Raw genomic sequence first — 25,322 nt, 5'->3', positions numbered from 1 at the left:
ACGAGAAGAGGACCTGCATGACGAAGCTCAGCTTGCGCCACGGCGTCGCCGCGCTCTGCCTGTGCCTGGCGACCATCGCCCCGGCGGCCTCGTGGCACCACCTCAACGATGTCGTCCTGTTCGACCCGGACGTGGCCGGCGTGCAGGGCTGGGGGCAGCCTCGGGGCCTGACGCTGACCGCCGGCACGGGCCTGCTCAAGCTCGCCATCCAGCAGCCAGACTCCTCCCTCGCGCGCAGCGATCTGGACGTGGACGGGGGGATGGTCGCGTGGCTACACGTGCGCTACCGCGCCTCGGGCTTCACCGCCTCGACCACGCGAGGGGAGCTGTTCTACGCCAACAGCGCCCACGACTTCGCCGACGCGCAGTATGTCCATCTGCCCTCCCTCGTCACCGATGGGCGCTGGCACGACCTGTGGGTCAACCTCGCCCTGTCCATGCGCGGGGATGCGTCGGACTGGTGGAGCAACGGCCCGATCACGTCGGTGCGGCTGGACCTGGTGGACGAGGCGCCCGGCAACCTCGAGATCGGCGCGGTGCGCCTCACCGCCCAGCGCGATGAGGCGCTGGTGCCGGCCGAGGGCCGCTGTCTGACCCGATGGGAACAGCCGTACGCCCTCACCCACCGCCAGGAGCGCGGGTTGCTCGTGCTCGACATTCGCGAGCCGGACTGCCGCCTATACTGCGCCGATGTGCCGCTGGACCCGGCCGCGGCGCGCTTCTTCGTGCTGCGCTATCGGGCCTGGGACTTCATCGCCAAGGAGACGGGCGGGCAGATCTTCTACGCCAACAGCCGCCACGACATCGCGGCCGAGTACCGCCTACCGGTCCCCTCGCTGACCACCGACGGCCAGTGGCATGACCTGGTGATTGATGCCGCGACGGCCCTGGGGCGGGGCTATCAGGACTGGGCGTTGGGCGGCCCGATCACGAAGCTACGCCTGGACCTCGTAGACCAGGCGCCGGGCAAGGCAGAGATCGCATTCGTGTTCACGACCTCGCGCCTGCAGGTGACGTCGGAGGCCGAGTTGCTCCTGCCGGGCGGGCGGCACTACCTGCTCCCGGCCGCGGCCTTGGCGCCCGGCACGGAGGGGGCGAAGGCGCCGCGCTGCTGCACGCTGACGCTCCCCGAGGGGCAGTACAGCGTGTGGCAGCGGATGCTCGACGTGCCCGGGGCGTATGAAGCCCTGCGTCAGACGGTCGCCTCCGGCGTGACGCTGCAGCCGGCTCCCGGGGGCGACACCGGCAAGCTGGTATGGGTGCGTCTGGGCGGCAGTGCCGGGGGACGGCTGACGCTGGCCCGTCCCGCCGCGTTGGGCGTGTGGCTCGATGCCGTGCTCATCGCCGAGGGCGCCAACCCGCCGCGCGATCGCCCGGTCGCCGCGCTACAGCCGGTCACGAGCACCATCACCCCCCCGACCGCGAAGCGTCTGAGCCTGCAGCGTCCGTACTGGCGGGGCGACATGCTCGCCTGCCCGCAGCCCGGCGAGCGGGATGAGGCACTGCAGGCCACGCGCACCGTCTTCCGCCGCACCTTCGAGGCGCCTGCGGACCTGACGGACGCCTGGCTGCAGATCACCGTGGACGACTACTTCCGGCTGTATCTGAATGGGGAGAAGATCGCCGAGAATCTGGAGACCAACTCGTGGATGACGCCGACGCTGCTGGACGTCACTGCCCGGCTGAAGCGCGGGCAAAGCAACTGCGTGGCGGTCGAGGCCTACAACGTCAGCGGCCCGAGTGGCGTGCTGCTTGACCTGGTCATGAACCAGCCCGGCCATGCCTGCACGCGCGTCGTGTCCGATGACAAGTGGCGCTGCAGCGGCACGGCCCCGGCGGGATGGACGGGCCCGGCCTTTGACGACCGCGGCTGGGTCGCGCCGATCCTGCAGCCCGGCCCGCCCAACGCGCCGTGGGTCGTGACCATCCCCTATGTCAACAAGGTGTGGGAACCCCCGACACGCCTGCTGGCCCTGACCGTCAGGCCCATCGTGGCGGGCGGCGAGAGCCAGGACTTCACCTGCCGCTTCCAGTCCGAGAAGCCCGTGGGTGCGGGCGATGCGCTCGCAGCGACGCTGACGCGCACCGACACCGGCCAGAAGCTGCTGGAGCGCGAGTTCGTGCTGCAGGCCGCGCAGTGCCAGGCCGCCGCGGAGGGCGGCGTCACGGTGTCCGGCCTGAGCATTCCTCTCTCCCGTTGGTACCCCTCAATGCCGCTGCAGCTGCGGGTCAACCTGGCGGGGCGGGCCCTCGCGGACACGCCGGAGCCGGCCGCGCGCTTCGCCTTCCGCAGCGAGGCCAGGCCTGCCAACCTCACCAGCGAAGTGCGCGTCGTGGACAGCACGCCGCGTCTGTTCGTCAACGACCAGCCGTTCTTCGCCATGGTGGGGAACGGCGAGGGGCGCGACCGCGAGGGCACCGCTGCGGCCTACAAGGCCGCCGGCTTCAATGTCTCGGCCATCTGGCTGGACCCCATGGGCCAGCCGCAGTGGTGGACGGGCCCGGCGGCGTACGACTTCGCGCACGTGGACGAGGCCATCATCGCCCAACTGGACCGCGACCCGGCGGCGCTGGTGCTGCCCATCGTGTGGGCCGCGCCCCCGCCGTGGTGGGCGGAGGAGCACCCGGACGAGATCGCGCGCTTCAGCGACGGCGCTACCTGGGGCTACTACAAGAGCACGCCGTCGTTCAACTCGCGGCGCTGGCGCGAGGACGCCGCCGCGGCCATGGCCGCCTTCGTCCGGCACGTCGAGGCCGCTCCGTATGCCTCGCGCATCCTGGGCTACTGGATCGTGGGCGGCGTCTCGGCCGAATGGCAGGGCTGGGGCTGCCACGGCAGCGCGGCAGCTAGGCACCTCATGGACTACTCCGCGCCCGAGCAGGCAGCCTTCGCGGCCTATGTGAAGGCCCACTATCCCGACCACCCGGAGTGGGCGCAGGCCGGCATCCCCGACCTCGCCACCCGCCTGGGCCGCGAGCTGGGTGTCTTCCGCGACCCGGCCCGCGCCGGGGCCGCGATCGCGTACAACGAGATGTACTCCGAGAGCGTCGTCCAGACCATGCTGACGTGCCTGGGGGCCGCGAAGGCCGCGACCGGCCGCCGCAAGATCACCGGCGCGTACTTCGGCTACTCGCTGGAGTACGCGAACATGGACTGGTGCCTGCAGATGAGCGGGCACAACGCCGTGCGGCGGGCGCTGGACTCGCCCGACCTGGACTTCCTCTCCGCCCCGCACAGCTATGCCATCCGCCGCCTTGGCGACGACATGGGCTGGATGTGGGCCTTTGCCTCCATCAACCGCGCGGGCAAGCTCTTCTGGCCCGATGACGACAGCCGCACTCACCTGTCGGGCCCGGCGGACTACAACCCGACGGTGAACCCCGCCCAGACCCGCGAGGCGCTACGCCGCAACTTCGGCAAGGAGCTGTGCCACCTGAACCCGGTGGGCTTCCTGCAACTGGAGTCCGGGCACGAACTCGCTTCGGACGCCATCGCTCGCGATAGCCGCATCACGCGCCGCGCCGGGGAGTTCGCGCTGCGCACCGGCGTGTGCCGCCGCGCCGAGATCGCCGCTGTCATTGACGAGGACAGCCTCAAGTACTTGTCGTACGACCAGGCGCGCTTCGCCTCCGGGCAGCTCCAGCCGGTAACGGCGTGGAACGGCGACCAGTGGCTCTATGATCGCCGCGTCAACAACCTGGCCGCCGAACTGATCGGCACCCAGCGCAGCCGCCTGGCGCGGATCGGCGCCCCGGTGGACATCATGCTCTTGAGCGACCTCAAGCAGGCCCCGCTGGACTACAAGCTCTATGTCATGCTCAGTTGCTGCCAGTATGACGAGGCGACACTGACGGCCGTCCGCAAGCAAGTCCGCGACCGCGGCGCCACCGTGCTGTGGTGCTATGCCCCTGGCTTCATCCGGGATGGCAAGGCCGATGTGCGCAACATGGAGACCCTCACGGGCTTCGGCCTGCAGCGCGTGTCTGGCCCGTCCACGCCGGTCGTCAATGTCACGAACCTGCAGCATCCGCTGACTGCCACGGGCCTGCAGAGCCTGTCGTTCGGGGCCCCGTATGAGCTGGACCCGCTGTTCACTGTGCAGGACCCCGCGGCCGAGGCGCTCGGGGTCTATCGCGACACGGGCCAGGTGGCGCTGGCGGTCAAGCAGGTGGGGCGCAGCCGCAGCATCTTCTGCGGCTCGCACATTCTGCCGCCGGATCTCCTCCGCAATCTCGCCCGCGCCGCCGGGGTGCACGTCTACAGCGACTCGGGCGACGTGCTGCACGCCAACGACAGCTTCGTGATGCTGCACACCAGCACCGCCGGGGAGAAGACGATCCATCTGCCCCGGCGCGCCGACGTGGTGGAGGTCTACGAGGGGAAGATCCTGTTCCGTGACGTGGAGTCGTTCACGCTCGACGAGGCCGCCGAGACGACGCGCCTGCTGTATGTCGGCAAGGCCGACGACTTCCTGGCGGCGATGGACTACGGGAGCCTGTAGCAGCCGGCCCGGCGCTCACTCATACGCCCCTACGTCGCGGAAGCGCAGCACCTGCCGGACGGGGGTCATCTCGGTCAGGTGCAGCGCCTGCTGCGGCAGCGAGAAGGCGACGCCCGTCAGCTTGATCGGGTACGTGACGGCCTTGGGCCGGTCGGTGGCCTCCCACAGGTTGCCGACCGCGCCGGTGGAAAGGTCCGGGATGGGCGAGGCATCGGTGATCGGGAAGCTCAGGAACGCCCAGCCGTCGAAGTCCACTGACACCCGGCCATCGTAGTCGAACACATCGGCATCGTGGACGACCGTACCGCACGACACGCGCCGCACCCCGGCGGCGTCCTCGATCTCCCAGTACACCTGACCCCAACCGGAGTTGCCCTTCACCCATACGCCCAGCGTCGTCGGGCGGCCGGGCAGCGTGACCGGCTGCTTGAGGCGCAGCACCCCGTACTCGCTGAGCAGCGGCGTCGGCAGATCGCGGCGGGGCGTCAGTTCCACCTCCAGGCAGCTTCCCTTCTCTGCGTCCTTCACACCGCGCAGGCTGAACTGTCCCGCCGTCCGGAAGGGCAGGTGGGCCGCCGTGGTCTGCTCCAGCAGCGGGTCAGTCATCGTGGCGAGCTGCCACTGCGCGGGCTTGTCCATGGCGTTGGCCACCGCGAAGGCGGCGGGGGGCTGGTCTCCGGCATAGGTCCGCTTGCCGCAGGTGACGCTCGCGAGGGTGCCCGAGGTCACGAGATACTGCACGGCCGTGCCGGCGGTGAGGGTCGCCTTCCCGGCGGTCGTCGCGAGCGGGCGTGTGCGGCCGTAGAGGTCCACCACTTGCAGGCGGCTCGCGCCCCTGACCACGACGGTCAGGGCGCACGTGCCGCGGGCGGTCCAGACCGGGTAGACGTGCTGGCCGTCGGCGCGGGCGAAGTCCAGGGCGTAGACGCAGTTCGAGCCGGTTGGCACCTCCCGGCGCAGCGTCACGCGATCCAGCACCCGCGTGACCGTGGCCATCGCCACATAGGACGGCTTGGGGTACAGCAGCGGGAAGCGCCGGCACAGGCCCGTCGCGCCCCAGAAGCTGCCATGGTAGCTGTTGCCCACATCGTGCAGCAGGGCGATGGAGATGTACGGGAAGCGGTAGGCGTGCGACAGCAGGACATCGCGCACATACCACTCGGCCTGGCGCTGCGGGCCCAGCAGGCGCTCCTGCCGGTAGTTGGTCTCGAAGCAGCTCGTGACGCCCCACGGGTAGCCCCGCTGGCGGACAGTCTCACGCAGCAGCCACACCCCCGGCAGGCCCCCCTCCCACAGCTTCTCCGGGTGGCCCGTCCGACCCACGGTCTCGATCCCGACGTAGTCGGCATACTCCTTCGCAAAGCCGCGCCGCAGCCCCTCGGCGATGAGTTCGGACGAGGCTCCGGAGTTGCCCAGGTAGATCTTCAACTGCGGGAACTTGTCGCGCACGATCCGCGCCACGCGCGTGACCTGCGCCCAGCGCTCGTCGGCGCCCGGGTATTCCTTCACCGGCAGTCTGAACAGCTCCCACGCCGTGCGCGTACCCAGCGGCGCGTTGGGCATGCTCTCGTGGAAGAGCAGGATGTTGCCGCAGTGGGGGAACTTGTCTGCCGTCGCGCGGATGGCGTCCGCAATCTCCTGGTCCGTCATCTTCGGGTCGCGCAACGTCCCCCAGCCCACGGCGGCGGCGGTGAACTTCCAGGGCGCCAGCTCGGCCTCGGTGTGGCGCGCGCAGCCATAGGCCATGCGGCGAAACCCGGCTTTCAGGACTAGGGGGCCGATGATCCGCGGGTCGCTGGTGCCGTAGTGGTGGTCGAACCACCACGAGGCGTAGGGCGACTCGAAGCCGGCCTGCCGCGTGTCCGGGGGCAGCAGGGCACAGGCCGCGTGGTGAGTCAACAGCGCCCGCGAGTCCTGCCACAGCGAGCACTCGACCGCATACCAACCGACCTGCGGCTGAGCCAGGGAGATCGGGACGGTCAACTCCGCCTCGCCCGCCTGCAGCGACAGGCTCTTCCGCCCGCCGCCGCAGGGCTGGCCCGCGGCATCGCGCATGGCCCAGCACAGCTCATACGTCCCCGTCACCCGGGGCCGCAGGGCCACCAGCATCTCCGGCTTCTCGCTGCCGCAGAAGATGTTGCCGGGCTGCGTGGGGCGGACTTCCATCTCGACCGGCGTCCGCTCCAGCGTGACGCCGAAGACGTGGACGCCGCTGACCTGCCGGCTGTCGGGGAGGTACCGTCCGTCGCCGAAGGGGTGGGGCCGGTCCTGCGGCCGCAGCCGACCCAGCAACTCCAGGTCCAGGTACGGGCCGATGTTGGCCGTGCCGCGCTGGGGCGTCTCCTGGAAGATCAGGTCCTGGATGTCGCTGGAGGCCAGCGGGACCTCCACCAGGTACAGCGGCCGCTGCTTGCCCCCGACCGTGACGGAGCCGGCCTGCGTGACGCCCGCGGCCGGCGCGGCGCCGTCGCGGGGCAGAGCCACCGTCGTGTCGGCCAGGCAGTCCCGCGCCCGGCCCGTGTAGGGCCCGCCCGAGACGAAGCGAGTCAGCCGCACAGTGAGGGCCGGGTCGCGCGCCGGATCGTCCTCGACGGCGCACAGCACCCATGCGCGGGCGTACTGGGCGCTCGGGACGGTGAGGACGAAGGAGCCCGGCAGGGCGTCGAAGGCGCTGCGGTTGGTGTAGTCGCTGTACAGGTCGCTCTGCGGCGCCGTGGCGCCCAGATCGAGATTGGCGGCGGAGGCTTCCAGCAGGGGCACGGGCAGCCGCGCGCGGTTCGGCTCCACCGAGGCCCCGGCCAGCGCGCCGGGTTGGTCGAGAGCGCGGATGTCCACCGGGACGAAGCCTGCCTCGGGGGCCGGGCCAAAGTCCGAGGGGCCCAGCGCCGAGCCGGGCGGGAGGGTGAACCGCACCGACTGGAGCGTGCCGCCCCGGAGGGCCGTGCCGCAGTAGAGCCCGTCGAGGGTGCAGGCCACCTCGCTGCCGCTCTGGGTGAAACCGAGGAGGGCAGGCCGCGTCAGCGGGGAGGGCAGTGTGTCCCATGCCTTCAGCACGCGACTGCGGGCCTCGCCCTTGAGCAAGGCCGGATTGGGGCGCACGTAGCGGCGGACCCGCAGTTCGGGGATCTGCAGGCCGGCGTCGGGCAGGGGGGTGGGGGCGGTCGCGGCGCCTGCTGCCGGGAGTGAGGCGCTGAAGGGCTTCAGCGTCAGGGAAGCCTTCGCGCCTTCGCGGGTGGTCAGGGCGACCTGCACCCCGGCCGGGCCACAGCGCAGCCACGTGCGCACGCAGCCCGCGTCCGCAGGCAGGGCCCGGTTCTCGCTGAAGGCGGCCGCGGCGGAGCGGAACGCTTGCTCGGCCGGGGCCCCGTGCCCTGTGCCGACGACGAGCAGCACCTGCAGACACATCCCCAGCGCCATCAACCAGCCGTGCCGACCTGCCATGGGTTCCTGCCTCCCGCCTGCGTCTGTCGCGACCGGCGTCAGGCGCTGTTTCGCAGCCGGGCGGGCCGAGTCCTTGTCGCCCTCGGGACCGAGCGCGCGGCAGTCGCGGGGAGGTGAGGCACGGGCGGGCCGCCAACTATCCGGGGCTGATGACACGGTGGGCGCACGCTCGGCCCGCCGCCTTCCCAAGGAGACTGCCCATGCTGCGCGTACGCCGCGTCGCGATGGCCGCTGCTGTCGGCCTGCTGCTCATGTCTGTCTGTGGCGCCGCCCCGGTGGCGCTGCACGTAGCCGTCAATGGCAACGACCAGGCCACGGGCACGCAGAAGGCGCCCTTCCGGACGCTGACCCGCGCCCGTGACGCCATCCGGGCGCTCAAGCGCGGCAGAAAGCTGCCGGTCGAGGGTGCGCGCGTCCTCGTCCACGCGGGGACATACCGGCTGACCGCGCCGCTGGCGCTGGGACCGGAGGACTCCGGGACCGCCCGTGGTCCGATCTTGTACGCCGCGGCGCCCGGCGCGCAGCCGGTGCTGTCGGCCGGTCGCGTCATCACGGGGCTGCGCCGGAACGCTGACGGTTCGTGGGGCACGACCATCCCGCAGGCGGCGGGGCACAAGTGGGTCTTCCGCGAGCTCTACGTCAATGGCAGGCGCTACATCCCGGCACGCTCGCCCAACGAGGGCCAGTACTACATCGTCCGTGGCGTGCCGCCTGAGGGAAGCACCGGCCCGGCTGGCGCCTCGCGCGACCGCTTCGTCTTCCGGGGCGAGGACCTCAAGCCCTGGCCCAACCTGTCGGATGTCGAGGTGCGCCTCACCTTCAGTTGGAACACCGGCACCTTCCCGCTCAAGAGCGTGGACCCGCAGACCCACCTGGCGACCCTGGGCGGCCCGGCCGTCTGGGAGCTGCCCAAGCCCGGCTGGGCGACCTGCCCGTACCTCGTGATGAACCACCCCGGCGCCTGCGATGCCCCCGGCGAATGGCAGCTCAATCGCGAGACCGGCGAGCTGAAGATCATCCCCTTCGCCGGCGAGGACCTCGGCAAGGCCGAGGTGGTGGCGCCGACGTGCGAGCGTCTCATTGCCGCGCAGGGCTCGTATGACGGCAACCGCTTCGTCGAGTACGTGCGCTTCGAGGGCCTGTCGTTCCAGCACGCGGGGTGGGACTTGCCGCCTACGGGCTTCTCCTTCCCGCAGGCCGCGAGCGGCCTCGGGGCGGCCCTGGACTTCCAGGCCGCGCGCTACTGCGCCGTCGTCGGCTGTGAGGTCGTCCACGTGGACCGCTACGGCATCGCCTTCGACCGCGACAGCTCGTACAACACGGTCCAGCGGTGCCATCTGCACGACCTGGGCGGGGGCGGGGTGCGCATCGGCACCACCGATCGCCCGTCGCCCTTCGAGCGTGTCGCCCACCACAACCTCGTGGACAACAACTTCATCCACGACGGCGGGCACACGAACCCCGGCGCGACCGGCATCTACATGGCGTACGGGGCCAACAACACGTTCTCACACAACGAGGTCTGCGATCTGCGCTATACCGGCATCTCGGTGGGCTGGACGTGGGACCTCGTGTACTCGGGCACGCGCGAGAACATCGTCGAGTACAACCACGTGCACCATGTCATGCGGACCCTGGAGGACGGGGGCGGCATCTACAGCCTGGGCCTGACCCCGGGTTCGGTGATCCGCCACAACGTCGTGCACGATGTGGGCACCCCGCCCGCCCGCATCGGCCACGGCATCTACATTGACGGCGGCAGCTCGGGCCTGCTGTGCGAGAACAACGTCTGCTACGACTGCGGCCACGGGGGCATCCGCATCCAGCATGGCACCTCCTGCATCACGGTGCTCAACAACATCTCGGCCTTCAATGGCTGGGGCCTGGGCATTGACTCCGAGCGCACGAACATCTTCGAGAACAACATCGTCCTGCTCGACGGCGCCGGCACGCCGTTCTACGACATTCCCGAGTGGCAGACCTACAACAAGATCATTGACTACAACCTCTACTGGCGGCCGGACGGCCAGCCGATCAAGTTCCTGGGCTTCACCTGGGATGAGTGGCGCAAGAAGGAGGGCATCAACGACATCTGGTACCAGCCGGTGATGGACCGCCATTCGCGGATCGCCGACCCGCTCTTCGTGGATGCCGCCAGGCGCGACTTCCGCCTGCAGCCCAAGTCGCCGGCCCTGGCAATGGGCTTCCGGCCCATTGACACGAGCACGGTGGGGCTCTATGGCGACGCAGCCTGGAAGGCCCTGCCGGGCCAGACGGCGATGTCGGACCTGTCGCCCAACGAGCGCCACCTGCGCTCGATGCTGCCCGAGGACAACTTCGATGACGCCCAGCCGGGCCAGAAGCCGGCCTATGCGTCGGTGGTCGAGGACGTCAAGGGCGGGGCCTACGTGGAGGTCAGCGACAAGCGGGCGCTGTCCAAGCCCTACAGCCTGCGCTTCGTGGACGCGCCGGGCCTGACGTACTACATGCCGCACATCTACTACAGCCCCCACCTGACGGGCGATGTGAAGCTGCAACTGGACTTCGACCTGTACCGCGAGCCGGGCGCGATGCTGTGGAGCGAATGGCGCAACACGGCCTCATACGCCAAGCTGGGGCCGTCGCTGTGGGTCGAGAAGGATGGCCGACTGCTCCTCAACGAGAAGAAGCCGACGGAAGTCCGCCTGCCCGACAGCCAGTGGGTGCACTTCACGATCACCGACGGGCTCGGCAAGTGCGCCGACGCCAAGTGGAGCATGAAGATCACCGATCAGGCGGGCAAGGTGCTGTTCGAGGGCCAGGACCTGGCCTGCGGCCCGGAGTTCAACCGACTCGAGTGGCTGGGCTTCGTGAGCAACAGCCTGGAGGCATGCGAACTGTACTTGGACAACGTGGTGATGCGCCAGATAGAGCCCTGAGCGTCCGACGGCGGTCACCGCGCCACTGCGGGAACGGAGAGTGATGAGACCATGCTTCGAGCCATGTCGTCGGCCGGTCTGATCTGTGCCTTCCTGGTCTGTGGAGCAGCATCTCGCGGCTGTACCGCCGACAACTTCGCCGACCCCACCGCCTGGGAGGCGTTCGACGCCGGGAACACCGGCGGGCTCCAGGCCAAGGGCTACTTCGGCGCGGCCTGCGATGGCCGCTACGTGTACTACGCGCCCTGCCGGACGGCCGCGTTCCATGGCGTCGTCCTGCGCTATGACACCACCGGCAGCTTCCAGGCGCCGGGCAGTTGGGCCGCCTACGATGCCGGCCACACCGACGGCTTGCGGACGGTCGGCTACGCCGGCGCGGTCTACCAGGCGCCCTACGTCTACTTCGTCCCCTTCGCTGACGCCCAGACCCGCCATGCGCGCGTGCTGCGCTGCGACACCCGCGGGGACTTCACCCGTCCCGCCAGTTGGAGCGCCTTCGACGCCGGGCCCGTTATCGGGCTGCGGCACAGCGGGTTCACAGGCGCCGTCAGTGACGGCCGCTACCTGTACTTCGCTCCGTTCGGCTACCAGCCGTACGCGCATGGCCGGGTGCTGCGGTACGACACGCAGGGGGAGTTCAGGAGCGCGGCGAGTTGGCGGGTGTACGACGCGAGCCGCACCGGCGGGCTCGATACGCGTGGGTACTACGGGGCCGGCTACGACGGCCGGCATGTGTACTTCGTGCCCTTCAACGATGGCCGGAGCTTCCATGGCCGCGTGCTGCGGTACGATACGCGGGGGGAGTTCGGGGCCGCGGCCAGCTGGAGCGCGCATGATGCTGCGACCACCAACGGCCTGCGGACCGTCGGCTACAAGGGCGCTGCCTGCGATGGCCGGTACATGTACTTCGTGCCCTTCCGCAGCGCTGACGGCTGCCATGGCCGGGTGCTGCGGTACGACACCCGGGGCGACTTCGGCAACACGACGAGCTGGTCGGCCTATGACGCCGGCAGGACCGGGGGGCTCGACACGCGCGGCTACGTGGGCGCGGAGTTCGACGGGCGGTACCTGTACTTCATCCCCTACAGCGGGGACGGCAACATCTTCCACGCCCGCATGCTCCGGTACGACACCACGGGAGACTTCCAGGCCGCGGCCAGTTGGTCGGCCTTCAACGCGGAGGCCATTGGCGGCCTGACCACGCGCGGCTACAAGTTCTCGGCTTCAGACGGCAAGCACATCTACTTCGTCCCCTACCACAACGGCGTGTCCTTCAGCGGCATCGCGCTACGGTATCGCCTCCCGCGCTAGCGCCCCCGCCAAAGGCGCCGTTGGGGCGCTCCTCTGCCCTACAGCGGCAGCCCGTCTGCCGTGCAGAAGTCACACCCCTTCACCCCCGCCAGAGCCTCGATGGCTCCGGAGAGGTCGTGCAGGCGCGGCTGGCCGCCGCTGCCGGCCAGTTGCAGCAGATACAGGCGCGCGAAGCTGAACTTCCCGCCTGCGTCCGAGCCATGCGACGTCGCCAGTAGCAGGTCGGGCGCGATCCATTCCAGGTAGCTGGCCCGCACCTGCGGCGCCCCGGCATAACGCGAGTCGAGGCTGGCGTAGTCGGCGGGGTTGGTGGACAGTGGCAGGGCCGCGGGGGTGCCCCACGCGCCGCCCGAGGCGGACAGGACCATCGCCTGGCCGTTGGACGACAGCGTGTAGGCAACGGCCACGCCGGTCGGGCAGGTGGTGGCATGGCCCGCCCCGCTGGCCGGGGTGATGCACCCGAAGCCGGCGCCGTCCACGCCGATGGTCCCCAACGCGGCGGGGGTGCGCGTGTCCTGCTTGAGGTGGAAGACCAGGTGGGTGCCCTTGGGGAAGAAGCAGGGGTCCTCGACCCGCTCGGCGCCCTGGCGCTGGTCCGCGACGACCTGGGGCTGCCCGAGCTGCAGCCCGCCCTGTCCGTCGCGCTGCACCGGCGCCACGAGGATCCGGTGCGTCGGCCCCTGGGTCATACTGTACGCGAGGCGCGTGCCGTCGGCCGAGAAGCAGGGGAAGCGCCCGTTGTCGGCGAGCAGGCTGTCGGCGCCGGTGGCCATGTTGATGGCGCGCAGGGAGTTGGCCGCCCCGCGCGCTCCGCTGCGCGTGGCGTTGTAGACGACGAAGGCCCCATCCGGGGAGAGCGCGGGGAACCACTCGGCGCTGTCGGCGGCGCTGGTGAGGCGGCGCAGGTCGGAGGCTTTGCCGCTGCCCAGGTCGTACGTCACGCGGTACAGGTCCGCCCCGAAGGGCTCCTCGCGGTAGCAGCGCCCACTGCCGCTCAGGTTCGCGGCGAAGACGATCAGCAGGCGACCGACGCTGGCGGCGGGGGCCGGGCCGGCGGTGGGGGGCTGCGGCTGTGGCTGCGGCGCCTGGTCGCGCACGAGGGCGGGCTTCACTGTCCACAACTGCCCCTTGGTGTAGCACAAGGGCTCCACCGCGCGCGGTCGGCAGACCTGGTCGAGGGTGTCGCCGTAGGGCGGGAAGAGCGTGGCCGGCGACACGCTGACGGGGCCCGTGCCGCCGTCGCTCAGAGCCAGGACGGCCGAGGCCATGGCGACCAGCAACTCGGCGGCGTTGAGGGTAACGCCCCCGGCACGGGTGGTGGTGGGGACGAAGCGGTCACCCTCGGCCGGGAAGGTCGCCAGCGCCGCCTGTGCGGCAGCGGCGACATCGGGCAGCGACAGACTGCACTGGCCCCGCAGGGACGCCCGACCGTCCCGCGCCACCGGGCCGTACAGCGGGTGTAGCTCCACACGCTCGGGCAGCTTTCCCGACCCGGCAGTGGTGGCCAGGGCCTGCGCGAGGGCCTCGTAGGCGTCACAGAGCGAGAAGTCGCGGCCGGGGGTGCGGACCATGTCCGGCGGGCGGCCGCGCCACGAGGACACCAGCGCCTGGCTGAGCGCCCGCAGGTCGGCCGTCGTGGGGGCGTAGCCCTTCTCCGGCTCGAAGCAGTCCGGCAGTGTGTCGCCGCTCACCCAGCGGCTGCCGGGGTTGCGGGGGAAGAACTCCTCGTTGAGATAGCGGACGGTCGGCGCGGCTTCCTGCTCCTGCAGGCGGCTGAAGCCCATGAGCAGCAGGCGCGGCCGGCTGCGGTCCAGCCGCGCCAGATCCGCGCGCAGCGGCCCGAGGCGATAGCCCGCCTCGCCGATGTCGTCGCCCTTGCTGGTCAGGCGGCCCATGTACCAGAAGATGCTCGTCTCCGCGCCGGCAATGGACATCACGGCACTCACGTACTGGTCCAGGTGGTAGATGCGCAGAGCGTGGGCGGCGGTCGGCACCGCCGGCTGATCGAGGCCGAAGCTGCTCATCCGGCGGAAGGCGTAGCCCTCGGGGGCGCTCTCCAACGCGTGGCTGGGCATCATCGAGACATCCCGCCCGAAGGCCTGCTGCACCAGCGCCAGCCCGCCGATCCGGGACAGGTCCGACGCCGCCTCGCGCCGCCGGTCGAGCATCCGCGTCTTCTCATCCACGATCCACGGCACGCGGTGGGTGGTGCGCTCCGTCGTCTGGCGCACGGCTTCGTCCCATTCCAGCCCGGTGGTCAGCGACCACTTCCCCGCAAAGCCCTGGGCCTCGCGCAGCGGGTACACTTCGGCGAACAGGTCGGAGGGGACCGGGTAGGGCCCATGGGTCTCCTCGCCGTGGTAGCCCAGCGGGAGCTTCCATTCGTTGATCTGGGCGAAGAGGGCCGGGTCTTCGCGCTGCAGCCGCTCAACCAGGATTCCGTCAAAGAACAGCGTGCCGGGGATGGCGTACTGGTGGAAGAAGGTGGCGATAGTGCGCACCTCGGCCGCGCTGGCGTAGTAGCCGCCGGGGCCGCTGTAGTGGTGGGTGAAGGCGCAGATGTAGACGGGCGCCTGCCCGCCCGAAGTCGGAGGGGTGGTGGCCGGGGGAGCGGTTCCCGTGCCACCCGTGCGGGCGCGCAGCAGGTTCACCGCCTGCTGGAGCAGTTGCTGAGCCTGTTGCTGCTTGCCGCGCTGCGCGGCGACGCGTGACTGCGTGGCGAGCTGCTCGGCCTGGCGGGTGTCGCCGCCCTGGTTGCGCACCTGCGTGAGGAGCTGCTGGTACTCGCGCAGCAGCCCGCCCGGGCCGCCGCGTGCCGGCTGGGCGTGGGCCACCGTGGTTGCCCATGCCCCGACTACGACAGCCAGCACCAGCACAACAGACCTTCTGCTCATCATCCGAGCCCCTCCGATGGTGACGGCATGCCCGCTGTGCTGCCGCGGGCGGCGCGAACGGGGGGCTCGTTTCCGCCTGGCGGACGGGAAGACCTCCGGGCAAGGAGCGCGCCACGCGTGCGGCGAAGCACTCCTGCATCATCGCCACAGCGGGGAGAGCATGCAGATGAGCGGTCCAGACGAGTTGCGGTTGCAGACTGACGTGCTGGTGTTGGGGACCGGGGGGGCGGGGCTGCGCGCCGCCCTGGCGGCACGGCAGGCCGGGGCTAAGGTGCTGGTCGTGTCCAAGATGCAGGCCGAGGACCCCAACTGCACTGCGGCGGCGTGGGGCGGCACGACCTACGCCACGCCTGCCCACGAGACGGAGTTGTTCCGCCAGGTCGTCCACACCGGGGGCTTCCTGAGCAACCAACGCCTCGTCGAGGCCTTCGTGCGCGGCGTGCCCGAGAGCGTCGCCGATCTGGTGGACTGCGAGGTGCCGCTGGACATCCTCGACCACGCCGACACCGAGGGGCGCCTCGGGGTGGCGCGGGTACGGGGCGGGAACGGGCCGCGGGGCTTCGGCATGGTGCGGCCGCTGCGCCGCCGGGCCATGGAGGCGGGTGTGGGATTCGTGGACGAGCTGATGATCGCGTCCCTGCTGGTCCGCGACGGGCGCGTGACCGGGGCACTGGGGGTGCAACTGCGCGACGGCACACCGGTGGTCATCGCTGCGAAGGCGGTCATCATCGCCTGCGGCGGCGGCGCTTGCCTGTTTGAGCGCACCGACAACCCGCCCGGCACGACGGGTGACGGCATCGCCCTGGCCTACCATGCGGGCGCGGACCTGGTGGACATGGAACTCATCAGCTTCCAGTTCCCGACCAGGCGCATCGCCGAGGCGTTCGCCGCGCCGGGGGTGCCAGTCGAGTCACTGCTCTCGGCCGGAGCGGCGCACTACTTCCTGGGAGGCATCGCCATAGACGACCGCTGCCAGACCGGCCTGGCCGGGCTCTTTGGCGCCGGGGAGACGACGGGCGGACTCTTCGGGGCTGCCCGGCTGGGGGGGGCGGCCGTGGCGGACGTGCTCGTCTTCGGGGCCATCGCCGGGCGCGAGGCCGCGGCCCATGCGGCGGCGACGGAAGCCTGCGAGCCCGACAAGGCGCAGGTGCGCGAGGGCCGGGCTCGCGTGGCGGCGCTGCTGACGGGCGAGGGGCCGACGGCCGAGGAGGTCACGGCCCGGCTGCACGCCCTCATGTGGCGGTACTGCGGGGCGATCAAGTCACGCGGCGCGTTGGAGATCGGCCTGCGCGAGCTGGAGCGACTCGAAACGCTGCGACCGACGCTGCGGGTGGGCTCGCCGGCGGAGCTGCGCGGCGGGCTGGAGTGCCTGAACCTGCTGACGCTCGCCCGCCCCATCCTCCTCGCCTCACTCATGCGCGAGGAGACGCGGGGGTGCTTCTGGCGTCACGACTTCCCCGAGCCGCGCAATGACGCGTGGCTCCGCAACATCCACTGGCGGCTGGAGGAGGGGCAGGACCGCTCCTGGATCACGCCGGCGGTGATGACGCGGCTGACCACGCCCGCCCCGGCGCCGGTCGGCGCGGGCTGCTTCCCGTACCTGCCCATGGATGAGACGCCCTGACGCGCCCTCCCCTATCTCAGGTACACGAACTTGCCGCGACGGCGGCTTCGTCCTCGGCCCGAAGAAGCCGATCCTGCCGGACGTGCGGACGGAGAACGCGGTGGCGTGCGTGGAGACGATTCTGGAGGGTTGAGGGCAACGGCGAGCGGCTATCGCGTCGTGTTACTTCGCGATCAGCCAGATGTCTCGGCTGACTTCCTCGAAGCCGCGATAGTCGGGCGTGGGCGAGTCAGGACAGGCGGCCAGGCCGGGCCGGTAGTTGTCCATGATCGGCTTCAGGTGCTTGGCATGGCCGTCCACGAAGGCGAAGTTGCCGCCGTCATGGTGCGGAGCGCTGGGGCTGCGCCAGGGGCATGCCGCGGGGAAGAAACCATAGGCGCTGCCCAGCGGATTGCCGGCCGGGTTGCGATGCGAGGTCGGCAACATGCAGTAGCTGTAGGAGTCGGCATGGATCACTGTCTCAGCGGGCTTGGTGAAGACCGCGAGGGACGTCGTGCAAACCAATACTCCGCCGACGTATACGCTGTAGCCGTAGGTCCGCTTGCTCGTGGGGCAGATGAGAATCTGCGTGTTCCTGATGTAGGGTTGCAGGAAGTCGGCGTACCAGGTATAGCCCCGATACGCGGTCGTGCAGAACATCTCGTCCCAATCGTTCGCGTACGCATTCGCCGCGGTGGTGAGCTGTCGTAGATTGCTCAGGCACGACACCTGACGCGCCTTCTCGCGGGCCCTGGCAAAGACCGGAAAGAGGATCGCCGCCAGGATGGCGATGATCGCGATGACCACCAGAAGCTCGATGAGCGTGAAGCCTCGTCGGGACATGGCATGGGCCTCCCGGGGCGTTTCCCGGCGCTATGGTATTCTTACGTTCTTCTCCTTCCGGCTCGCAATTCCTTGCGGCTGATGACCGATCTTGCCATTTCCGCCCTACCTCAGATAGACGAACCTCCCCCGCCTGGGCCCCACGGCCATGCTGTTGTTGCCCTCATAGATCTCCGCGATCTTGTCGTCGGGGTCAATGGCGATGCTCGCGGGGGCAGCGCCCTTCAGCGTCACCGTCGCCGTCTTGGGCTTGAGGTCCGCCGGCGGGTCGAGTTTGGCGATGACCTGCCGATCTACCACCTTGCCGCTCTTGTCCTTCAGCACCACGACGATGTTCTCGGCCGCCGCCGCGCCGATGTTGTGCACCGTGACCCGCACTTCCTTCGGCCCCACCATCTCCAGGTCGCGATCCGACAGCGCCACGTCCGCGCGCCCCTCCAGTGGTTCCAGCTTCGCCAGTTGGCGTGCCTCCACGACGGTCGTCTGGCCGGGCGGCAGCGTCAGTGGCACCGCCGCGTAGCGGCACAGCTCCAGCTTGCGCGCGGCCTGCGCCGCGCCCGGGACGTCCGCGCCCACGCGTAGCTCGTAGGTGCCGTGGTCCAGCTTCCACACGCGCATGGTGAGGGCCATGGGCTTGTCGCGGAAGTTGTAGAGCAGCACCTTGAGCGCGTCATAGCCGTTCTTGAGCACGAAGGCGGCGAAGTCGGTGCCGCCGCCCTCCCATGATACGCCGAGGCGCGGCACATGGGTCTTGCCGCCGCAGTCCCCGCCGAGGAACATGTAGCGTAGGAGGGTCGTGCCGGGCACGGGGACGCGGTCGGTGATCGGCTCGGCCGCGGTGATGAGCCAGCGGGTGCGCTCGAACTCAGCCGCCAGCTCCTTCAGGCAGCCGACGAGGTACTCCTGCTTGCCGGTGGCCATGGCCGCGCGCCACATGGTCAGCTCGTCGCCGGCGCCGCGCCACGTCTTGTCGAGGCTCTCGGGCTTCGCCGGGTCGCCCACGGGTGGGTTGGCGAAGCGCTGCAGGTTGGCGTCCGCGCTCTGGATGGCGGCCTCGATCCGGGGCAACTGCAGGTCTACGGCCGGCTGCAACGCCGGGTCGCGCGTCAGCTCCTGGGCCCCCCACAGGAAGTTCTTGGTCACGTAGTCCCCGAACGAGTAGTAGACGCTCCGGTTCCACTTGTCGGTGTATGGGGCGATCTCTCCGGTCTTGAAGCGCACGTCGCAGGGCAGCGCCCCGACGGGCTTCCCCTTCTCGGTGCTCATCGCCACCGCGCACCAGGCCTGCTCGTACTCGTGCACCCAGCCCAATGGCTGGGGGTTGCGGCAGTACCAGGCCAGGTGTGTGGCCCCGCACATCGCCAGGGAGCAGTACAGGTGGTCAATGTCGTCCTTCGGCTGGTCTTTGACCATCTTGGTGCTGAAGATGTAGGAGCGGAAGTGGCGCCGGCCCTGGTCGTTGATCCCCGTCCAGAAGGGGATGTGCTCACTCATCTTCATCATGCGTTCGACATGGACCGGGCTGCCGTACTCGCATAGCAGCATCTGCGGGAGCGTGCAACTGGAGTCCTCGGCCGCATGTTCGACATCGGAGGCGCTGATGGCATAGCCGTTGCCGCCGCTTTGCTCCCAGACCGCATCGGCGATCGCGCCCTGGGCCAGGCGGTAGCGGTCATCGCCGGTGATGAGATAGGCCAGCGGCCAGTGGCAGGTGTACTCACCGTCATCGCCCAGCACCGCCCCCAGCTCGCCGTTCTCCACCCAGCGGTTCGCCAGCCACCAGTCGCCCACGCGCTTCCACTCGCGGGCGCAGTGCCGTCCCCACACGGCCCACTCGGGTGGGAGCGCGGGCTTGCCAGCCCGCGGCGTGTCTTCGCGGGCTGGCAAGCCCGCGCTCCTGACTTCCACCGGCCACCAGCGGTGCGCCATCCGCCGCTGGATGAGCTGCGCCGGCTCATTGCCCGGGTCCAGCGCCAGCACCCGCTGCGTCAGCCGGTACAGGATCATGTCCTGGTAGGGCAGGCCGTCGTACGGGTGGGCTTCGGTCTCGTCGGAGTACAGCCGCCGCATGATGCGGTCCAGGCGCGGGGCATACTCGGCCACGGCGGCGGCCTCCGCACATGTCTCGGCCGACAGCTTCAGGCGGCTCGGGTCGAGGCTGAAGCCGTTCTCGGCGCGCAGCGTCAGCCACAGGCTCTCCCCGGCAGGCAGCAGAAGGTCCGGCACGTCGAGGGTCAGGGCCAGGCCCTGTGGGCCGACCGGTGCGAGAACCCGGCACAGGTCGGCATAGTTGCGCGGCCGGAGCGTCTTGGCCCGCTCCTCGCGGCGGTCGGTCAGCTCGGCATAGCCCAGGTTCAGGTCCAGCTCGGCCGGCTGCTTGAGGCAGACTTCCATGACGGACCCGGCCGGCAGTCCCTGCGGCTGCACACGCAGCGTCACGGACTTCACGCCACAGGCCTTGCCACCAGTGACATCGGCGAACAGGCTCAGCGTCTTGCCCGCCTTCACGGTCAGGGGGGAGGCGGGGGGAGCCTCTGAAGTAGTGCGGGCTTCCAGCCCGCCCACCAGCGCCTGCCGGTCCTCGTCGTTGGCGTACACCGCCTCCAGCGCGGCCCGCTCAGCGTCCCGCGGAGCCCCCGTCCCGAAGCGCACTGCCGCCCCCTGCTCGGCCAGACCGGGGCGCACGCCGAAGGCCTGGATCTCCTGCACGAGCGCGGTGCGCCGGTCGGTGCCATACAGGCGCACCCGCAGGCCCGGCAGCGGCTGCGGCTTGAGGCGCAGGGAGTGGATGACGTTGTCCCCCGCCGGGATGTCGAGTAGCTTCCGCCCCTCATCGTGCCGGTCCGGCGGCAGCGTGAACAGCGCCGCCTGCCCCAGCCTCTCGTCGGGGCTGATGGCGTGGATGAGCACCCAGGAGGTGTTGACCGGCCGGCGGAAGCGGAGGTCGAAGTCGCAGGTGGGGGGACGCGAGACGACTTCCCGGGCGCGGGCCGTCCACGCCTGGGTGGTCAGCAGCCCGTCAATCGGCGCCTGCGCCGCCGGTGGCACCCGATACAGGGCGAATGACCAGACATCCTCCAGATCGGGCACGACGACTGTCTGGCCGTTGACGTCGGGCAGGTCGGCAGCGGCCGGCCACTCGCGCAGCGGCACCTTACGCATCGTCACCTCGTCGAAGTGGAACCAGTCGTAGCCGTTGTACTGGCCGATGAGCCGCACGGCGACGCTGACGCCATCCTGCGGTGACCGCAGCGTAATGCGGAAGGGCTGCCAGTCGCGATACGAGGGCTTGGTGATGTAGCCGCCGGCAATGAGGCTGCTCTTGCCGGCGGGGTTCTGGAAGTACACCTTGATGCGCGGCACCTCGTCGGTGTCGGGCTTCTCCCCCCGCACGAACCCCTCGACGAAGTAGTAGGTGTTCGGCTCGATGGGGACGGTCTGGATGGCGCAGTCCTCGAAGCGCACCCGGGCATAGTGCTTGCCGCCATGGGCCAGCTTCCCATCGGTGACCAGCTCACCCTTGCCCAGGAAGCTCCACTGCAGGGGCTTGCCGTCCGCGCCGATCTCCTCGAAGCCGGAGTTGGCCAGGAGGTTGGGCTGGGGCTGGGCCGCGACCGGAGCGGCAAGCACGGCGCACACAGCACACCACGTGAGCAGCCATCGCATGTCGGCGCCTCCTGTGAACATGGGGCGACGCGGAAACCGCAGTCGCCACAGTCTGTGCGACCGGAGCCATGACGGAGGGTCCTTCGCAGGCGTGGGCCACGAAACCTGCTCTACCGGTGGTCGCGTGCCAGGAAGAACAGGCCGGGGCGAGGAGAACCGGCCCGCCGCAGGGAAGATGTGCCGACCCTGCGCGGAGGTGTCTGCCATGGCTCGTCTCCGACTCGTGACCGTCATTGTGACGTGTTGGGTGACGGGGGTGCTGCCGCTGGCGGCGGCCCCGGCTGTGTACTGGGCGAGTGACCCTATCCGGCCCGATGAGACCGCACTGGTGTGCGGCGGGGACTTCGGGGTCGGAGTCAAAGCCGAGATCGCGCGGCTGCCTGACAAGGCCGCAACGGCCTGCGTCGCCGCCCCGGCCTGGCCGCAAGTATGGCAGCCGGTTGAGGCAATCCAGCCCTCCGACATCTCCGTCAAGTTCATCGTCCCCGCCGCCTTCGCACCCGGTGTCTTCGCGTATCGCCTCACCTCGGCTGCAGGCTCCGTGCGGGGCCTGCTCAACCACCCGCAGGTCTGGTGGGTGCAGGGCGACCTGGGCCTGACCGCCAGCCCTGGCGGCTGGGTCCGCGCTTTCGGCAAGAACCTGGCGTGGGCCGGGGCTGTGCCGCCGCGCCTGTGGCTCCGGGGGCCCCGGAGCCTCATGCTAACGCCCACCGGCGATGCCTATGCTGAGCAGGCGAAGCTGCCGACGAACCTGCCGCCCGGTCAGTACGAGGTGTTCGCTCACGGGGGCAAGGGCGGCGACCTGGCCTGGAGCGCCCCGGTGAAGCTCACGGTGGAGGCGCGGCCCGTGTGGCCGCAGACAGTGCTGGATGTGCGCAAGTTCGGTGCGCTGGGCAACGGCCTGGCCGATGATACCGCCGCGGTGGAGGCGGCGCTGAAGCAGGCCGAGCAGGGCGGGGGCGGCATCGTCACCTTCCCGCGCGGCCGGTACCTGCTGAAGCGCCCGCTGACGATCCCCGTCAAGACGGTCTTGCGCGGCGAGGGCCGGAGCCTGTCGCAGCTCTTCTGGGGCGACGGCCGCAGTGCGTGGAAGGACACCCCGACCAACCGCATGGACTGCGTCCTGCGCGGCACACACGACTTCGGCCTCGAGGACCTGACGTTCTGGTTTGTCAACGCCAACAATGGCCTGCTGGCTGACGACAAGCCGCCGGAGGCAGGGAATGTGTTCGTGCGGCGGGTGCGGATGCAGTGGATCATGTACGGCGGCTACATCAACATCGTGGACCACAACGAGATCTTCCGGCAGACCGCGACCGACGGCGGGGCCGGGGCCAAGGGTACGCTGCTGCACCTGGGCGGCAGGAATGTGGAGGTGACCGACTGCGACCTGGAGAGCTCCGGCAATGTCTTCTGGCTCATGAACGGCCGGGGCGCGCGCATCCAGAACAACCGCCTGCGCATCGGCAGCCTCGGCTACTGCTTCGTGCATGACGGCGAGCGGCTGACCATCGAGAACAACCAGTTCCTCGGCGCCGACAACACCGCCCGCAGCGCCCTGTTCTTCAGCTCGCACCTGGCCGGGCCGACCGTGTCGCGCATCTACCTGGCCCGCAACGAGTTCCGCGACATCTGGGGCTGGGACCGGGAGTGCAACAGCACCGACGGGGCCAGCGGCCAGTACTTCGGCAGCGTGGCCTCAGCCACGGCAACGACGGTGACGCTGCCGGCCGCCCAGGAGTGGAAGCCGGACGTGCTGGCCGGGCACACGCTGTACCTCGTCGGCGGGCGGGGCAAGGGCCAGTACCGGCGCGTGGTGGGCAACACCGACACCACGGTCACAGTGGACGAGCCCTTCGCCCTGCCGCCCGATGCCACGTCTGTCATCGGCATCAACCACACCATGGACCGCTTCCTGGTGGTGCAGAACAAGTACGCCGAGGTGCGCATCGCCTTCCAGTTCTATGGCACGGGGATGGAGAGCCTCGTGGCCGAGAACGAGGCGTCGCGGGCCGGGGGGTTCTGGAGCCACGCCTCGCACTACGCCGGGCCGCCGCAGAAGGGCTCCCAGCCCCAGTTTTTCATCCAGTACCTGGGCAATCACATCACCGAGGGCAACCACATTCACGCTGTGCCCGCGGGCTACCAGTACGGCGGGGGTGACTCGGCCATCGGCGTCGGCGCCCACCCCTCGACCAACCCCGACGGCTCGCCCTGGAAGTACCCCATGGCCCTGGGTATCGTCATCCGCGACAACCGGCTGGACTCCAACGCCCGCATTCGCGTGAGCACCTCGGGCCAGGTCGCGGCGCCGGTCCTGGAGGACGCCGTCGTCGAGGGCAACCGCATCGCCCGGTCCGACTGGGGCGTGGATGTCGCCCCCAACGCGGCGCGGGTGCTGGTGCGCAACAACGACTGCACCGACGTGAAGCGCCCGCTGGGGGGCGACGGCCTGCAGGACGCCTGGGTGCAGCCGGAGCGACTGCTGGCGGCGCGGCTGCAGACGGTGGACGTGCTGGCCCGGGAAGCCTTCGGCCAGGCCCCCGCCTGGAAGCGGACGAAGGCTGCCGGGCAGGTGGACCCGGCCCGGCTCACCCGCCTCCTCTGGCAGGACCTGGCCGAGTTCCGCCCCGGCGGCTACAGCCTGGAGCTGATCGAACTCCTGTCGGGCCTGAAGCTGACGGAGGAGGGCTGGAAGACCTCGTCGCTCCACCGCCTGCTGCACGAGGGCAAGGGCGGCGACGGCAAGTGGGCGGTGCTGGCGACGCTGCCGGCGGAGGCCCCGCCGCTGACGCTGCAGGTCACCCCGACCTGGCCGGACGGCTGGCAGCCGACGGCGGCCAGCGCCACGGCCGAACTCAAGCCCGGCGCCGAGACGCCCGTGCCCCTGGAGGTGAAGGCCCCCGCCGGGGCGTGGGGGCCCTACACGGTGCCGATGAAGCTGCGGCTGTCGGGCGAGGGCCTGCCGCCCCTCGCCTTCGACACCAGCTTCGTGGTCGGCGCAGGCGTGGTGCTCGACTTCGCGTGCGTGGGCCCCTTCCCCAACCGTGAGGGCAAGGCGGTGGACGACTACGTGCACCCGCCGGAGACGCGGCTGGACCTGAAGGCTGAGTGTGACGGCCTGGGCGGCAAGGTGCGCTGGCAGACGATCCGCAACCGGGGCATCGCCCTGGCGACTGCGCTGAAGCCGACGGGCCCCGCGACGGCCTATGTGCTCACGGCCGTGCGCGCCGCCGAGCCGACCGCCGCGACACTGCTGATCGCGTGCGATGGCGGCCTGCGGGCCTGGCTCAACGGCAGCGCCATCCCCGCGTACGCCGGGGCGGGCGGGCAAACCGAGGTCCAGCTCAACGCCGGTCTCAACCTGCTGCTGCTGAAGATCTCCAGCACCGCGACGGGCAAGTGGGGGCTGACGTACGTCAACCTCGATGATGCGTCGGCGAGCGTCGGCGGGCGGATCAGCATTGTCCCCGCCGAGCAGCTCAAGGACTTGCCCGAGCTGACCCCCCAGCCCCTCCCGCCCGCGACCCATGGCGAGCTGCAGCACCCGGGCAACGTGGCCTGGCGGCTGCTGGCCGAAGACGACTTCGAGGGTGGCAAGCTGACGGACAAGTGGCGCCTGGCCTCGGGCACGTGGCGCATGGGCGGTGGCATCCTGAGTGGCGAGGGGCCGCGCGCCTTCATCTGCCTGCCCCAGGCGCAGACTTCGCCGGTCGTGCGGATCGAGTATGACGCCCGCAGCGCCGCTCCCGGCGACCTGTCGGCCTTCGTGCTCGACGAGCCACCGGACTTCACCCGCGGGCTGCTGTTCGGCTTCGCCTCCAACAACAACGGCCTCAACAAGCTGATGGTGGACGGGGAGGAAGTGGCCACTTCCGAGAGGCCTCTGGCCCGGCCGAACCAGTGGCAGCATGTCATCGCGCAGGTACTCCCCGACCAACGGGTGCAGCTCATCGTGGACAACCAGATGGCGTTGGACTACAAGGGCCGCGCTCTCCCGGCGCGGCCGCGCTTCCCGGGGCTGTGGACCTGGGCCAAGGGCGAGTTCGATAACGTGAAGGTGTACGTGGGCGGATAGGCTCCTGACGGGGCATCTTGGGGGGTACGGCAGGGCAGGCGACAGCGCCTGCCCTGCGTCGGTTCT

At 70.2% G+C, this 25,322-nt stretch carries 9 protein-coding genes; 5 read left to right on the top strand and 4 right to left on the bottom strand.

Going from position 1 to position 25,322, the window contains the following annotated elements:
- Positions 1-17: 17 nt before the first annotated feature.
- A complete protein-coding gene (locus LLH23_02715; protein MCE5237384.1) occupies positions 18-4,502 on the top strand; it encodes a hypothetical protein in 4,485 nt (1,494 codons plus the stop codon).
- A gap of 15 nt (positions 4,503-4,517) precedes the next feature.
- Here LLH23_02715 and LLH23_02710 read toward each other — a convergent pair whose 3' ends face one another.
- Positions 4,518-7,943, bottom strand: a complete 3,426-nt coding sequence (locus LLH23_02710) for a hypothetical protein (GenBank protein MCE5237383.1) — start codon at positions 7,941-7,943, stop codon at positions 4,518-4,520.
- A 200-nt stretch (positions 7,944-8,143) separates the two neighbouring features.
- Here LLH23_02710 and LLH23_02705 point away from each other — a divergent pair, with 200 nt between their 5' ends.
- Positions 8,144-10,861, top strand: coding sequence for a right-handed parallel beta-helix repeat-containing protein (locus tag LLH23_02705; GenBank protein ID MCE5237382.1), 2,718 nt, complete (start codon positions 8,144-8,146; stop codon positions 10,859-10,861).
- A gap of 51 nt (positions 10,862-10,912) precedes the next feature.
- Positions 10,913-12,172 (top strand): hypothetical protein, encoded by a 1,260-nt coding sequence (locus LLH23_02700; protein MCE5237381.1) that lies wholly within the window; start codon positions 10,913-10,915, stop codon positions 12,170-12,172.
- 38 nt (positions 12,173-12,210) lie between these two features.
- On the opposite strand, the gene LLH23_02695 is transcribed toward LLH23_02700, so the two are convergent.
- The gene (locus LLH23_02695; protein ID MCE5237380.1) at positions 12,211-15,066 is read right to left on the bottom strand and encodes a hypothetical protein; all 2,856 of its coding nucleotides are present in this window, start codon (positions 15,064-15,066) and stop codon (positions 12,211-12,213) included.
- A 166-nt stretch (positions 15,067-15,232) separates the two neighbouring features.
- Between LLH23_02695 and LLH23_02690 the strand changes: the two genes are divergently transcribed.
- Positions 15,233-16,690 carry an FAD-binding protein gene (locus tag LLH23_02690; GenBank protein MCE5237379.1) on the top strand — a complete coding sequence of 486 codons (1,458 nt, stop codon included), beginning with the start codon at positions 15,233-15,235 and terminating at the stop codon, positions 16,688-16,690.
- A 162-nt stretch (positions 16,691-16,852) separates the two neighbouring features.
- Here the strand turns inward: LLH23_02690 and LLH23_02685 are convergent, their stop codons facing one another.
- On the bottom strand, positions 16,853-17,512 hold the full coding sequence (locus LLH23_02685; GenBank protein ID MCE5237378.1) for a DUF1559 domain-containing protein: 660 nt from the start codon (positions 17,510-17,512) through the stop codon (positions 16,853-16,855).
- Between the two features lie 105 nt (positions 17,513-17,617).
- On the bottom strand, positions 17,618-21,178 hold the full coding sequence (locus LLH23_02680) for a hypothetical protein (protein MCE5237377.1): 3,561 nt from the start codon (positions 21,176-21,178) through the stop codon (positions 17,618-17,620).
- 205 nt (positions 21,179-21,383) lie between these two features.
- Between LLH23_02680 and LLH23_02675 the strand changes: the two genes are divergently transcribed.
- Positions 21,384-25,256 (top strand): hypothetical protein, encoded by a 3,873-nt coding sequence (locus tag LLH23_02675; protein ID MCE5237376.1) that lies wholly within the window; start codon positions 21,384-21,386, stop codon positions 25,254-25,256.
- Positions 25,257-25,322 lie beyond the last annotated feature (66 nt).

It is taken from the genome of bacterium, assembly GCA_021372615.1.
Classification (GTDB): Bacteria; Armatimonadota; Zipacnadia; order Zipacnadales; family UBA11051; genus JAJFUB01.
The sequence above is the reverse complement of the archived record's forward strand: the minus strand, read 5'-3'. Positions and strand labels throughout refer to the sequence as shown.

What these genes read in the sequence shown, in the direction of transcription:
- LLH23_02715 (MCE5237384.1), top strand. Translation starts at nt 18, where the DNA reads ATGACGAAGCTCAGCTTGCGCCACGGCGTCGCCGCGCTCTGCCTGTGC.
- LLH23_02710 (MCE5237383.1), bottom strand. Translation starts at nt 7,943, where the DNA reads ATGGCAGGTCGGCACGGCTGGTTGATGGCGCTGGGGATGTGTCTGCAG.
- LLH23_02705 (MCE5237382.1), top strand. Translation starts at nt 8,144, where the DNA reads ATGCTGCGCGTACGCCGCGTCGCGATGGCCGCTGCTGTCGGCCTGCTG.
- LLH23_02700 (MCE5237381.1), top strand. Translation starts at nt 10,913, where the DNA reads ATGCTTCGAGCCATGTCGTCGGCCGGTCTGATCTGTGCCTTCCTGGTC.
- LLH23_02695 (MCE5237380.1), bottom strand. Translation starts at nt 15,066, where the DNA reads ATGAGCAGAAGGTCTGTTGTGCTGGTGCTGGCTGTCGTAGTCGGGGCA.
- LLH23_02690 (MCE5237379.1), top strand. Translation starts at nt 15,233, where the DNA reads ATGAGCGGTCCAGACGAGTTGCGGTTGCAGACTGACGTGCTGGTGTTG.
- LLH23_02685 (MCE5237378.1), bottom strand. Translation starts at nt 17,512, where the DNA reads ATGTCCCGACGAGGCTTCACGCTCATCGAGCTTCTGGTGGTCATCGCG.
- LLH23_02680 (MCE5237377.1), bottom strand. Translation starts at nt 21,178, where the DNA reads ATGCGATGGCTGCTCACGTGGTGTGCTGTGTGCGCCGTGCTTGCCGCT.
- LLH23_02675 (MCE5237376.1), top strand. Translation starts at nt 21,384, where the DNA reads ATGGCTCGTCTCCGACTCGTGACCGTCATTGTGACGTGTTGGGTGACG.